Annotated in this window: 6 protein-coding genes; 4 read left to right on the top strand and 2 right to left on the bottom strand. The window is 56.3% G+C overall.

Features of this window, described 5'->3' with window-relative positions; genetic code table 11:
* Positions 1-78 precede the first annotated feature (78 nt).
* Entirely contained in the window at positions 79-1005 is a 927-nt protein-coding gene (locus HDF14_RS05600) for an ornithine cyclodeaminase family protein (RefSeq protein ID WP_183974362.1), read from the bottom strand.
* A 55-nt stretch (positions 1006-1060) separates the two neighbouring features.
* Here HDF14_RS05600 and HDF14_RS05595 point away from each other — a divergent pair, with 55 nt between their 5' ends.
* The 3 genes from HDF14_RS05595 (at position 1061) to HDF14_RS05585 (ending at position 6799) form a co-directional block, all read left to right on the top strand.
* The gene (locus HDF14_RS05595; RefSeq protein ID WP_221304560.1) at positions 1061-1771 is read left to right on the top strand and encodes a YceH family protein; all 711 of its coding nucleotides are present in this window, start codon (positions 1061-1063) and stop codon (positions 1769-1771) included.
* 24 nt (positions 1772-1795) lie between these two features.
* The gene (locus HDF14_RS05590) at positions 1796-4807 is read left to right on the top strand and encodes a PAS domain-containing protein (protein WP_183974360.1); all 3012 of its coding nucleotides are present in this window, start codon (positions 1796-1798) and stop codon (positions 4805-4807) included.
* Positions 4808-4960: 153 nt separating this feature from the next.
* The gene (locus HDF14_RS05585) at positions 4961-6799 is read left to right on the top strand and encodes a glycoside hydrolase family 2 protein (protein WP_183974351.1); all 1839 of its coding nucleotides are present in this window, start codon (positions 4961-4963) and stop codon (positions 6797-6799) included.
* A gap of 423 nt (positions 6800-7222) precedes the next feature.
* On the opposite strand, the gene HDF14_RS05580 is transcribed toward HDF14_RS05585, so the two are convergent.
* Positions 7223-10840, bottom strand: a complete 3618-nt coding sequence (locus HDF14_RS05580; protein WP_183974349.1) for a TonB-dependent receptor — start codon at positions 10838-10840, stop codon at positions 7223-7225.
* A 580-nt stretch (positions 10841-11420) separates the two neighbouring features.
* Between HDF14_RS05580 and HDF14_RS05575 the strand changes: the two genes are divergently transcribed.
* Positions 11421-14876 carry a TonB-dependent receptor gene (locus tag HDF14_RS05575; protein ID WP_183974347.1) on the top strand — a complete coding sequence of 1152 codons (3456 nt, stop codon included), beginning with the start codon at positions 11421-11423 and terminating at the stop codon, positions 14874-14876.
* Positions 14877-14967 lie beyond the last annotated feature (91 nt).

Raw genomic sequence — 14967 nt, 5'->3', positions numbered from 1 at the left:
TGTAACTTTAGTGTCATACTTACGAACCTGTCCTCCGATCCGTTCTTTGCCTTGTGTCGCTACGTAAACGAATCTGCATCAATACTTACCGCTATCGCCTCCAGAGATCCGGTCGTAAACCAGTTTCGCCGATGCTATATCTTCGATCGCGATCCCGACCGATTTGAACACCACTGGTCGATCTCTTCTATCCAACTGCTTTCCCTGCAATAACTCTCCGATCTCAGCACTCACCTCGGCCTTTGCCAGCAGGATATCCCCGGGCTCACGCAGAGCTGCTTCTCGGGATTCCACCACTACCGCTCCGCGCATGGCCTCGTCATCGAGTTCCCTGCGATTCGGCGTCACGGCTCCTATTGCGCAAACCATCGCGTCCTTCTTCAGCCACCGTCCAAACAGAACCGGCTCCGGCGAACTTGTCAGTGTCAGCACTACGTCCGCTCCGGACACTGCCTCTTCCGCCGTCGTCACTTGTGCTCCAACCTCCTCAGCGAACCTTCTCGCGTTGCCATCCATGCGGCTCCAAACCCGGATCTCCTCAAACTTCCGAACTCGCGAGAGTGCCTGAACGTGAGAGCGGGCTTGAACTCCGCTGCCTAGAATCCCCAGCACTTTCGCATCGACCGGCGCTAACAGGTCAACAGCTACGGCCGATACCGCCGCCGTCCTCATCTCAGTGATCAGCCGGCCGTCCATGATGGCCACCGGTTCGCCCGTATCCGCACGAAACAGCTGAATCACTGCCTGATGCGTATGCATACCTTTATCGGCGTTCCCGGGGTAAAACGTGACCATCTTCGCGCCCATTACGCCCCTATATACGGCTGGCATTACCGCAAACCAACCTGTGTGAGCGGCCAGGGACATCACGGTTCGCAGCGGCTGCACCGCTCGCCCGGCAGAAAAATCCATCAGTGCCTGACGGATCACGGGAATCAGATCGTCATAAGAGAGCACTGCTCTCACCTGGCCTTCATCGAAAAACGGTAACCGATCGACTGTCATAGTTCTTTATTATCAGCCGAGCCAAGCCAACCCTGGGTATGGCACCCTAATAGACATGCAGCTCGACCCCATTCAGCTTCGCGTCCTCGGCTCGCTCATCGAAAAAGAAATCACAACGCCCGAGAACTATCCCCTCTCGCTCAACGCCTTGGTCAACGCGTGCAATCAGCGGTCCAGCCGCGACCCTGTCCTCGAACTCAGCGAAGAAGAGGTGCGGCAGGCGCTTCACACACTCGAAGACCTCGCCTTCACCAACCCGGTCCGCGACGCCCGGGTTCCCAAGTACGAGCATCGCGTCCGCACGGTCCTCAACCTCCGGCGAGACGAGACCGCAGTGATCTGCCTCCTGATGCTGCGCGGGCCCCAGACTCCGGGAGAACTCCGGAGCCGGGCCGACCGCCTCTATACTTTTGATGACCTTACCGCCGTCCAGTCCACTCTGGAACGCCTTTCCGCTCGCCCGTCAATGAGTGAGGGGACGCCCGAGGCCACCGGACCGCTCGTAACGATCCTCCCTCGCCAGCCCGGCTCACGGGAGGCCCGCTACGCCCATCTTCTTGGGGCCTCGCCCGACCTCGCCGCTTACCCCGTCGAGCGAGCCGAGGCGCCCGCGAGCTCAAGCCAGCGCCTAGCTCAACTGGAGACTGAAATTACGAATCTGTCGGCTGCCCTCGAAACCCTGAAGTCACGGATCGACCAACTCGAAGCGCGTCTTCCATTGCAAGCAGAAGCATCTGTGTCAATCAACGATTCCTCTGTAAGATGAAGCTTCGTCGGTACCTTTGCCGCTATGTCTGACTCGATCGTCACCAAAGCGCCTGTCACTCTCAACCGCCGCGCTCAGTTCCGGCGTGAGAGCGATGCCGAGAACGACAACCTCGCGCGCCTGGTCTCGCTGCTGCCAGAGGCCGTCCTCTGCTTCGACCGTAACTGGGTCATCACGTATGCCAATGCGGAAGCGGTTCGGATCAGCCGCATCAAGCCATCCGATATCCACACCAAAACCCACTGGCAGCTCTTTCCTGAGACGGTCGGCACAGCTCTTGAACGCGCCTATCGCTCTGCCATGCAGATGCGCGAGCCGCAGCATATCGAGCACTTTTACGCGCCCTTCGATGTCTGGATCGATGTGCATATCCTGCCGACCGAAGAGGGCGTGGCGCTCTATTATCGCGACGTCACCGACCGCAAGCGCGCCGAGTCTCTTCGCGACTCTGCCGTTCAACAGCTGCAACTGATCTTCGATGCCTCTCCGGACTCGATCGTCTGCATCAATCGCAACTGGATCTGCACCTTCGCGAATCGCGCGGCACTCAGCGTTCTCAAAACCGATAATCTTATCGGCGAGAATCTCTGGGAGCGGTTCCCCTCCAACCAGAGGGAGCCCTTTCGATCTCACTATCGCACCACCATGGAGCGGCGAATCGCCACCGAGTTCGAGGCCTACTATCCCGAACCGCTAGATATCTGGTTTCGAGTCTCCGCTCGTCCCTTCGAAGACGGCATCATCATCTTCTCAAGCGATATCACCGATCGCAAAGGCGCGGAGCTGCTTCGCGCCGCAGCCGCTCGTCAGCTCCGCCAGGTTCTCGAGATCACTACTGACGCGGTCGTAAGCCTCAACCATGATTGGAACTTCACCTATCTCAATCGCCGTGCCCGGGAACTGCTCAGCCCCGTGGGCGAGCTACTCGGAAAGAATCTCTGGGAGGAGTTTCCTGCGGCTGCTCAACGCCACAGCGAGTTCCGCTATCACTACCATCGAGCGATGGACGAAGGTATCACGGGCGAGTTCGAGGCCTTCTACCCCGAGCCGTTCAATCTCTGGCTCTCGATTCAATGCCGTCCTTACGACGATGGCATCGTCCTCTTTTTCCGCGACATCACCGCCCGCCGTCAATCGGATCAGGTTCTCAAGCGACAGCAGGATCTTCTCGCTTCGGTGCAGCAGACCGCTCGTGCCGCTACCTGGGACGTGGACTACGCGACCGGCAAAGCCATCTACGGGGCAGGCTCTTATCCCGTATTCGGCCATCCTTTGGCCGACATCCCCGACTCCCGCGCCTTTAGAAACATTCTTCTTCCTGAATATCTCCCCACAATCGCTGCTGCCGTGCAAGCCGCCGTTGAAACGGGGCACATGATTGTTGTGGAGTGTCAGGTACAGGCCGCGGATGGTCGCTTTCTGTGGATTGAGAATCGTGGCCAGATCATCTCCGTCGGCGGCAAGCCTGCCAGTCTTCGGGGCCTCACGATCGACATTACCGAACGGAAAAAGAATGAAGAAGCCCTTGTAACCAGCGAAGCGCGTTACCGCGTCCTTGCCGACCTCAACCCGCAAGCCATCTGGATGGGCGCGCCAGACGGCAGCATTACCTATGCTAACCAGGGATTTCTCGATTACACCGGACTCACCATCGAAACTCTCAATGGCCTCAACTGGCTAACGGCTTTCCACCACGAAGACCGGCAGCAAGCCTTGGAGGCCTGGACGCACTCGGTCGCCACAGGAACGGAGTACGATCTCGAAGCCCGTCTTATTCGCGCCAAGGATGGCCTCTCTCGTTGGTGGTGGCTCCGCGCGCAGGCCGTCCGCGATGACTCGGGAAAGATTCTCCACTGGCTCGGCGTTGCTATCGACATCGACGATCGCAAGACGTTCGCTGAAACCCTCCAGAAGCGACAGGAGGAGACGGAACGCCAGCGCGCCGAACTTGAGTCGATCTATCAGACTGCTCCTGTGGGCCTCGCTCTCTTCGACGCCGCCACACTTCGCTATCTCCGCGTCAATGATCGTCAGGTCGAGATCATCGGACTTCCCAGGGAGAAGATTCTCGGCCAGGTGATTACCGATATCGTCAAACTTCCGGGTCTCAAGGAACTTCTCCAGACGGCCGCTTCAGGCCGGCCGGTTCGCAGCAATCTCCTGCACGGCGACCTGCCTGGTCGTCCCGGCGAACAACGCACCTTCAACGTCAGCTACTCACCGGTCTTTGCTGCGGACGGCTCGGTCGAGGCCATCGCTGCGGTCGTCCTCGAGGTCACGCATCAGAGGAAAGCTGAAGCTGCTCTCATCCAAAGCGAAAAGCTTGCGGCCGTCGGCAGGCTCGCCAGCTCCATCTCGCATGAGATTAATAACCCGCTCGAGGCCATCACCAACCTCCTCTACCTTATCGCCCTGTCTGAGGACCTTCCCGAGTCGACCCGGCAGTACCTCCAGACTGCACAGAGTGAGCTCTCCCGCGTCTGCCAGATTGCCACACAGACCCTGCGTTTCCATCGCCAGGCTGTCCGCGCCACCCACGTCAGCGCAGCCGATCTCGTCGATGCCGTCCTCAATCTTTATCAGGGTCGGCTCGCCAACTCGCATATCCAGGTCGACGCGAGATATGCCACCAGCACGACCATCCTTTGCTTCGAAAACGACATTCGCCAGGTGCTCAACAATCTCATCGCCAACGCGATCGATGCAATGCGTCCTGGCGGCGGCCGCCTGATCGTTCGCGCCCACGACGCCACCGATTACTCAACCGATTACCAGGAGCCTCGCCATGGAATTCGTATAACCATCGTCGACACCGGCCACGGCATGTCTCCTACCGTGAAGGCCCGTCTCTTCGAGCCCTTTTATACAACCAAAGACCTCAACGGCACGGGACTTGGCCTGTGGATCTCTGCCGGCATCGTTACTCGGCACCAAGGCAAGCTCACGTACCGCAGCAGCGAACACCCCATCCACCACGGCACCATCTTCTCCCTCTTTCTTCCGTGGGCCGAGGTCGATACCCCCGTTTCGGCCTAGCAACATTTCCGTTCGCACATCAATGAAAGAGCACTCGCATTTGGCAATTGCCTCGTAGCTGGTTCGCACATGACCAAGCAATGTTCAGAGACCGAAGTATTATGGCCTTCATAGCGCTCGCACCAACCGCGCACCACGACCGGAGAACACTTCATGCAATCCGCAATCTGCACACTTGTCTTCTCAGTGCTTCTCGCAGTGCCCATGTATGCCCAGACCACAGGGACTACGCTGCTGGTCGATATCGACCACCGCCCTGCCACATCGCTCAACGGCGAATGGCACACTATCGTCGACCAGTATTCGACGGGCCTCTACAACCTGCATCAGCAACTGCGCAAAGATGGCTTTTTCATGAACGCACCCTTTGACCCGAATGGCAATCCGCAGGACTACAACTTCGCTAACGCCCCCACACTTCGCGTTCCTGGCGATTGGAACACGCAACGCCCCGAACTTCTCTATTACGAAGGCCCCATCTGGTACGAGAAAGACTTTCAGCACACTGCCGCTCCGAACACTCGTACCTTCCTACACGTCGGCGCCGCCAACTATCGCACCGTTGTCTGGGTAAACACAAAAAAAATCTGTGAGCACGAGGGCGGCTTTACCCCCTTTGACTGTGATATCACCGCCGCTCTCCACGACGGCAACAACTTTGTCGTCCTCTCGGTCGACAGCACTCGCATTGCGGACGGAGTCCCCACGCTCCAGACCGACTGGTGGAACTATGGCGGCCTCACTCGCGATGTCTCACTCGTCACCGTCCCCACTCAGTTCATCGATGACTACGATCTCCATCTGAGCAAGAACGACCACTCAATTATCGAAGGCTATGTCCACGTCGAAGGCGCGTCTCCGGGCACTCCGGTCACCGTGACGATTCCTGAACTTCAAGCCAAAGTCGAATCCACTATCGACGCGAACTCGCGTGCGGCCGTCAGCATCCCTGCGAAGTCCGTCAGCCTATGGTCGCCCGACAATCCCAAGCTCTATACGGTTGAAATCTCTTCGGGCCCGGATAGGATCGAAGATAATATCGGCTTCCGCACCATCGAAACTCGCGGCACTCAGATCCTGCTGAATGGCCGGCCTGTTTTTCTTCGCGGAATCTCCATTCACGCCGAGGCGCCCTATCGCACCGGCCGGGCCTATTCCGAAAAGGACGTCGAGACTCTTCTGGGCTGGGCGAAAGAACTAGGCTGCAACTACGTCCGCCTCGCGCATTATCCTCATGATGAACGTATGACCCGCGCCGCCGATCGCCTCGGCCTAATGGTCTGGGCAGAGATCCCAGACTACTGGGCCCTGCGGTTCGATAACCCCGCTGTTCTCGCGAAATCTAAACAGCAACTCGCGGAGATGATTCGCCGTGATCGCGACAAGGCTTCTATTATTTTGTGGTCGGTTGCGAATGAGACGCCAAACACTGAGGCTCGTACCAAATACCTCACGGCGATGGTTGATCTCGCACATCAGCTTGACCCGACTCGTCTTGTCACCGCCGCACTTCTTGTCCGGACGGAAAAGACCGCGGCTGGCTCGAACAAGATCGTCGACGACCCGCTGGGCAAAGCGCTTGATGTTATCGGCGTCAACGAGTACATCGGATGGTATGAGCAACATGCGGAGGGGGCCGATACCACCACATGGGACATTCGTTACGACAAGCCCCTGATCATGAGCGAGTGGGGAGGCGATGCAAAAGCCGGTAACCACGCGCCTTCCGGCGATATTCATCCCGCGCTTTGGACTGAGGAGTATCAGGCAGAGATCTATCGTCATCAGATTGCGATGCTGAATAAGATCCCTCAACTACGCGGCACAAGTCCCTGGCTCTTGATGGACTTCCGTTCTGCCCGCCGCGTCAATCCGGGGCTGCAGGACAACTTCAACCGCAAAGGTCTTGTCTCCGATCAGGGGGTCAAGAAACAGGCATTTTTTGTTCTGCAGAAGGCCTATAAAGACAAAACTCTAGGTAAAGCCGAGTAAGAAATTGCCTTGCGGAAAAAAAATCGAAGCCCCGGTCAAGCCGGGGTTTCGCCTTTTTGTGGGTGTTTTCAGGGGTATTTTCGAAAACTGCCTTCGTAGCGATGGTTTTTTGCTGGTGTAAACGTGGTGAAATGCGTGGTGAACGTGGAAAAAAGACAGTCACTCCGACGCTGCCTAAAAACACGCCATCAATTCCAAATATTTTTTGCGTAGCTTCCCAACCGATCGCTCGCCGTCGATGGGGATCGCGTCGCCGTTGCTTCGGGAATCGGCATTCCGGCGAGCCCGGCGCAGCTTCGGAGGTTTCCTTCCAAGCGTGTGCCGGGCCGTTTTAGGAGAGAGAACCCGAAGAGGCAGAGATACAGAGTGCAAGAAAAAAGGTGGAGACCGAAGTCCCCACCTTTGAGTTAGGACTGTTTCAGGTTAGAAGTTGAGCTTGAGCTGGAACTCGGTGGTACGAGGTCCGCCCTGGTCGAAGGTGCCGGAGTTACGCGTGGTGCGAGCCGCGTTGGCGGTTGTTTCATCGGCAGGGCCGTTGAGGTAACCATTCGGGACAGAGTTGAAGTTGGGTCCGCTATTGGCCTGGTTGATCAATTGAGCGGTCCCGTTACCCGGGATACCCTCGATGGATCCAAAGTTGCTCATGTTGAATACGTTGTATATCGCAACGCCAGGAACGAGGCTCAGACCCTCATGGAAGCGGCCAAGGCGGATCGGATAGTTGGCGCTAAGATCAAACGTGCGAAGTGCAGGATTGTTCCATGGTTTGTCCGGACCGACAGCGATAGCCTGCTGCACGCCTTGCGCTGCTCTCAGCTGCCCTGGGGTGAAGAGTCCAGCTGCAATGACAGCCTGACCGGCAGGGGTAAACGAACCTGCACTGGTTGCGTTGTAGTTGTTGATAAGCCGGTTGAGACCTGCACCCTTGATCTGATGCTCGTAGGCTCCGGGAATAGTACCTGGTACGAGATCGCCGATGGTTCCATCACCGTCAACATCTGTCTGGAAGAGCTGTCCTGTCGCTCCAGCCGTTTGGTCGAGAGTCAGAGAAACGGCGGGTGCAGAGAAGAAGTGGCCGATCATCGCGAGGTTCAGACCGTACTTGACAGCGAGGCTACCGCCGAAGCTCAACTCGTTGGAGTGATCCAGAGGGCTACGGCCAATGTAGCGGTTGGGATCATCGTTGTTGAAGGACTGGCCACCGGCGAAGAACTGGTCGTCGGGAGCAGTTGATCCGTTGGAGGTGACGATACGCGAGAGGTTATACGAGATTTGAATGTTGCTGCTCACGATACCGGGAGCAGGGTGTGACTTCTGCTGCTGAACTACGGCCTGTAGCGCGTCGTAGCCCGAGCGTCCAATGGGGAGGATGAACAAGCCCGTACCCACATTCGGATTGGTGCCCGGGAACGCTGCTCCTGTGGCTACGGTTAGACCGTTGTAGGAAGCTGATGTTCCGCCGAGATAGTTAGAGTCTGAATCGAGACCAGCTCCGGCGAAGTCGGTAATGTTAGCGCCAGTTCCAGGGTGAACACTATTGTTTGTTTGTGCGAGTGCGCAGTTAATAGCCGCCTGCGAAGCGCCTCCGGAGCAACCAAAGGCTGCGGTCGTGGCGGCGATAGCGTTTTGCGCTGCGGAGACGTTGAGGGTACGTGCCGCGCCGCTGTGGTTGACGTCCTGCGAGATCGGGATCTTAAGGGTCGCGTTATGAACATAGTCCACACTTACTACGATGCCTTTTGCGACCTCACGCTGGATTCCGCCGTTGAACTGAATGGAGTATGGGCTCTTATATGGACCCCCATAGATACTGTTCGCAAATAGTCCGTTTCCGCTTCCAATGTAGGACGGGTTGGTACCTGCAACGTTTTTGACCTTAGCTTGATACTCAGCCTTGATGGCGTTCATCTCGGGCGCAGCCTGACGAATGGACTCATTCAGAATGGTAGAGAGAGGGGTTCCATCTGGCGCAGCGGTGACAACGCCGAAGCCTGGAAGGGCGACGGAGTTAGTACCTTTGGTCGCTTGACCGTAGTTGAAGGCCGGAAAGTCAGATTGAACCGACTCTGTACGTGCGTTGCCGGTGTTGTTGAAGACGCTGCTCTCGTAGAAGATACCGATTCCGCCACGGAGAGAGGTTTTGTGATCCCCAGGGCTGAAATTGAATCCGAACTGGGGCCCGAAGTTGGCGTAAGGCTGATGCGTTCTGACGCCCAGGCCCTGCTGGTACTGATCAAACAGAGGGGTGTTGCCGGTGCATCCAGGGAACTGCAGCGAGGGATCTACGCTTGAGCAAAGAGGAGTTGCGAGGTCCTGGTTGGCACGGTCCGTATCCACACTCCAGCGTAGACCGCCGGTCAATGTGAGGGACGGACTCGCCTTCCAAGTGTCGCCGATATACGCTCCAAAACGCCAGCTGGGAGAGAGACCGCCGGGGAGACCAAAACCAGGTCGCTCCGAGAAGAGACCATTGCCATTCCCGAGGCGGTAGTAGTTTGCAATGTAGGCGAGAGGGTCTGCTGCATTCCCCCCAGCGACGAGATTGCCAGGTACAGCGTTCAACCTGGTGAACAAAGACTCACCATAGAACTCTGCGAAACCGCCGCTGGCCAGGCGGTTCATGTCGAAGCCGAACTTGAAGGTGTGGGCGCCCTTGGTCCAGGTACCGTCATAGCGGAACTGCTTGTCGGTCTGGAAGGTTCCCTGAGGGGCGAGGTAGTTGGGACCTGCGAACAAGCTACCGTAGAGCGTGACGTTGCCGCCCAATGCTGGACCGGAGGGGTTATAGATGGAGTTGCCGAGCGCAGCAGTTCCGTCCTCGAGGAGGTTGTGGAACTTCTCCCAGCCGCCGCGGAAGGAGTGGGTGAAGTGGCCGGTGGTAAAGTCGGCTCCGCCGACGACTCCCGGAACGTTGTCCCTGTTTTCATAAACCTGGTAAGGGGCCAAGCCGAAGGTAGCAAAGTCGGAGTTGACACTATAGACGCCGCGGGCAAAGAAATGAATACCCTTCGGGCCGTTGTAGTCGAGACGCGCTTCGCTGAAGTTATCCGTGAACGGCGCAGGGACAAAAGGGTACTGTGTCAAGATCGGTTGGAAGACGGGCGCTGCACCCAACGCGGCGTCCAGTTCGTGCTGGAGGATGCGCTCGTATCCGCCAAAGAAGAAGAGCTTGTCCTTAATGATAGGACCGCCAACGTAGCCGCCGAACTGGTTGCGCTGGAAGGGAGCCGTAGCTCCTGCTATGTCCGCGGCGCCCGCTCGGGCATCCTGGAAGTTGTAGAAAGCATTGCCGTGAATCTTGTTGGTACCGGACTGGGTCGAAACGAGTACCTGGCCGGTCGAGGTTACCGAACCGGAGACGTCCTGTGTGGAGCGATTGAGTTGAAACTCCTGAACTGCGCCCGACGGGACGTTGTAGATTGTGGTTCCGACGGTCTCGTCGGTGATGTCCTGACCGTCAAGCAGAATGCGTGTTGTACGTCCGCCGACGCCGCTGACCGAGATGGCCGAATAGCCTGCCTTGGTGGGATCAAACGATTGGCCGGACTGGAGAACAACGCCTGGCTGAAGCTGAGCGGCATCAAGAATGTTGCGGCCGTTGACCGGCAGAGAGTCGATCTGCTCGCGGGTGATAACGCCGGAGACGCCGATCTGTTCGGTATTGACCTGAAGTTCGCCGGCGTTGACTTCGACTGTTTCAGCCGAGGAGCCAAGGGTGAGCTTGAAGCTTCCGGGAGTGGCAGTACCGGTACGGACGACGGTCGTCACGGTGAGCTTTTCGAAGCCGGATCCTGAGACAGTCACCGTATATGATCCAGGCGTGAGCGGACCGACGCTGTAATAGCCGGCTTTATCGGTTGTAACTGTCTTTTCGGAGGCAGTACCGACATCGAGGATCGTAACTGTGGCGCCGGGCACCGTGGCGCCCGAGGGGTCCGTAATAGAGCCTTGGATCGATCCACCATTTTGCGAGGTGGCCTGGCCGTAGCTCAACGTCACGGCGGCGAATAGGATCATCAATATCGAAAGAAACCTTTTCATCTTTTTCTGCTCTCCTGGGTCTTGGTCGGAACAATCCCACAGCGGGGGTCAATCGGTCGTCGCGACACTGTTCCTGATGCATATGCATCTTTAGGGCCATTGCAAATAGAAATTTCACTGACTCGAAAAGCCAGCTAAACCAAGGATTTTTTCTGCGACATGGCTGATAAGTCACCCCTTGTGAGGATCCTGTTTTATGGAATAGAGAATTTCTTCTCCCGAAAACTGGATTGAGACAGATCTCCGTCCCTTTTGGTTGGGGTTCGCTCGGGGGTTTGGGCACGCAAAAAGCTTCAAAGGCGGTTACCAGGTAACCGGAGGTGGGTGCAGGGGATGGCCGGTGAGTCCGGGGGAATAAAGGTCTCGCAGATGGGGCCATCCACTCCCGGCTAAAACCTACACGCCCGGGTTCGAGCTGGAGCCGGTCTATCGACGGGCCAAACGGATGTCGAATACCTATTTTCATAGAATATTAACTTTGCTCAGCCGCAACTCTATGATTCGACTCGACACCGGATCGATCCGTTTTGGTACTCCACTTGCTTTTAGGATTGCATCCCTTCAGTTCGGAGTTATACCGATGAAATTCAATGAGTTTCCTCAGTCGCGTCTTTTCGCGAAAGGGATATCCCTTTTCGCAGTTGCTCTCTTCGCACTCCTTCTAACCGCGCCATCTATATATGGTCAGACCACAAGTGGCGATCTGGTCGGTATAGTAAAGGATCCCACGGGAGCCACCATCCCAAATGCAACCGTCACGGTTACGAATGAAAGCACCGGCGTGGCCACTACGGTTAAGGCTGGGTCGGCGGGCGAATTTCGTGCCGGTAATCTTCTTCCCGGCAAGTACGACGTTGTCGTCAACTCCGCTGGCTTTCAGCCGTTCACGCTGCTCGGTGTCGAAGTTGAGCTCAATAAGACGGCTACGACCAATGTAAGCCTGTCGATCGGCGCGAGCACCACTGTGGAAGTTTCGGCGCAGGCCGGGGCGGTTCTCGACACGACCAGCACGAACCTGACACAGACTTTTAGCAATGTGGAGCTTACTGATCTGCCGTCGACTGCATCGGGTGGTTCGACTGGTTTTGGGGTTTTGAATGCATCGCTCTTGAGCCCTGGAGTAGCATCGAGCGGCGGTATTGGTATTGGGATCGGCCCCTCGATCGGTGGACAGCGTCCGCGGAATAATAACTTCACCATTGAAGGCGTCGACAATAACAACAAGGCTGTTACTGGTCCTCTCATCTATGTGCCCAACGATTCGGTAGAGAGTTTCACTCTAATCACTAATCAGTTTTCCCCAGAATTCGGTCACTCTTCTGGAGGTCAGTTCAATACCGACGTGCTGTCCGGAACCAACAAGTTTCACGGACGCATCTATGAGTATTTCCAGAACCGGAACTTGAACGCCGAAAGCGGAACCGAAGGCGGCAAGCCCGCCATCAACCCGCGTTATGACAATAACCGTTATGGTGGACAGGTTGGCGGCCCGATTTTGAAGGACAAACTCTTCTTTTTCGCTAATTACGAGCGGAACTCGGTAGGGCAAAATCCAGCGATTTTCTCGTGCGTTCCAACTGGGGCCGGTCTTACAGCTCTCCAGTCGATTGCTACTCCTTATGGTCTAAACGCAAACAACGTTGCACAATACCTGAAGTACACCCCTGCGGCGACGACGTCGGGTCCTAATGGAACAGGCATCGATGCTTCGGCAGACGTTGCATGCGGCAGTGAATCTACTGGGGCCCAGTTTCTGACGGTAAACTCTGCCGTCTCAGGATCAACAACCAATATTCCCCTGGGGAATTATCAGAGCACAGCAGGTGCTCCCTCAAATTTCGACGTGCTAACGACAAGCGTCGATTACACCATTTCCAATAAGGATAGCTTCCGCGGACGTTATATCTACAATCGGCTTTCCGATACGGACACTGCCGCAAACACGATCCCATTTCCAATCTTCTTCACGCAACAGCCATTCCGTTATCAGCTAGTTGCTCTGAGCGAATTCCACACCTTCACCCCAAACCTCACCAACGAGTTCCGTATCGGTTTCAACCGCTACTCCAACACTCTCACCGCTGGAAACTTCAGCTATCCAGGACTGGATCAATTCCCGAACCTGACCTTCGACGATCAAGGATTCGTAAACCTTGGTCCCGATCCGAACGCTCCACAGTTCACGATTCAGAACCTCTATCAAGTTGTTGACAATGTCAGCTACGTCAAAGGCAAGCACACCATCAAGATTGGATTTGATGGCAGAAAGTACATCTCTCCGCAGGGTTTCACTCAACGTGCTCGAGGCGACTACGAATGGAATAACCTGTCAGAGTTTCTACAGGATTTAGCGCCTACCAGCTTTGGAGAGCGTTCAACTGGAAACCTTACCTACTACGGTGACCAGACAGCTCTCTACGGCTATGTCAACGACACCTGGCGCGTCAGCCCGCGGGTCACTCTTAACGGTGGACTGCGGTACGAGTTCACGTCGGTCCCGGTCGGTGAGCGCGCTCAATCGTTGAATGTAGCGGCTTCCGTTCCTGGTCTCATCTCCTTCGCCGAGCCAAAGCCAGCCTATGGGAGCTTTGCACCTCGCTTTGGTGTGAACTTCGCTCCAGACGACAAGACCTCGATCCGCGCGGGTTTCGGCTTGTCGTACGACGTCCTCTTCGACAACCTGGGTACTCTCTCGTTCCCACCTCAGTACTCGGCGACAAACGATGTGGGTAACGTTGGAAATCCTCAACCAGGCGATCCTAACTTTCTCGCGAACGGCGGCCTTCCTCCGGGTAACGGCGGGATCCTGGTGTTCCCGAACACGCCCGCAGGACTTGCTGACCAGCGTGGGGCTACTGCAGCTTTCATTCCCAACCAGTCGGTGCCATATGCTGAGACCTACACCCTCACCATCCAACGCACTTTTGCGAAGAACTACACTGCGGAGATCGGATACGTCGGAACCCGCGGCATCCACCTGCCGACTCAGGATCAACTCAACGTCCAACCCCGTGTGAATGCCTCTAATGCTCTTCCTACATCTTTGTCAGGCGGCACTTCAGTTATAGCTCCGGTTGGCGCCAGCACTCTGGCACAAATCAACACGTTGTCCAACATTGTTCCCGCCTTCCTCGCTGCGGGCTTCACGAGCAAAATCACTTCGTACCAGCCTTACTCCAGCTCTAACTACAACGCGCTGGTCGCAAACGTGACCCGGCAGTTTACTGCGGGTTTGCAAACCAACTTCTCGTACACATACAGCAAGACGATGGACGATGCGACGGCCGAGGTCTTCGCGACCACGCTCACTCCGCGTCGACCGCAAAACTCGCAGAACGTAGCGGCCGACTATAGCCGCTCGGCTCTTGATCGTACGAACCGTATCTCCCTCGAAGCTGTGTACGATTTGCAGCTTTATAAGCATGCACACTCATTCCTCTTAAGGAATGTAGTTGGCAACTGGACGATTGCCCCGATCTACACCTATGAATCGCCTGAATATGCCACCGTACTATCCGGCATCAACTCCAACCTGAACGGCGACAGCACCGCTATCGACCGTACCATCATCAACCCGAACGGAGTGAAGGGAACTTCGAGCACGGTTTCTGCTCAACATGCTACCAACCTTGATAGCCTCTGCACCCCGGGCACCGAACTAACCACTTGCACCGCTAACATCGTGGGCTACGTGGCCGACGACCCGAATGCTTACTACATCGCTGGCGGGAAAGGTAGTTTACCGAATGGCGCACGCAATACGCTGCCGACGCGACCCATCAATAACTTTGACATGTCGCTTCTCAAGCGGGTTACGTTCCGTGAGCGCTATTCGATTGAGTTTGGCGCTCAGGCCTACAACGTCCTAAATCATGCTCAGTACACCCCGGGCACGGTAAACAACGTCAATCAAACTTCCAACACAACAACCTACATCAACTTCCAGACGGCGGGGAGTGGCTTCTTCAATCAGCCTGGAAAGGTCTTCCTTAACAACGCTCGCACCGTTCAACTATCTGGCAAACTCTACTTCTAAGAGAACGCTCGATAAAAGACATAAGGGACAGGCCAAAAAGCCTGTCCCTTTTTTGTTGCCTTAAAAGTTTGGACTAGATAGCCTCTAAGTC

This window comes from Tunturiibacter gelidiferens (genome assembly GCF_014201335.1).
Classification (GTDB): Bacteria; Acidobacteriota; Terriglobia; order Terriglobales; family Acidobacteriaceae; genus Edaphobacter; species Edaphobacter lichenicola_E.
This window is presented reverse-complemented; position numbering and strand designations above follow the sequence as displayed.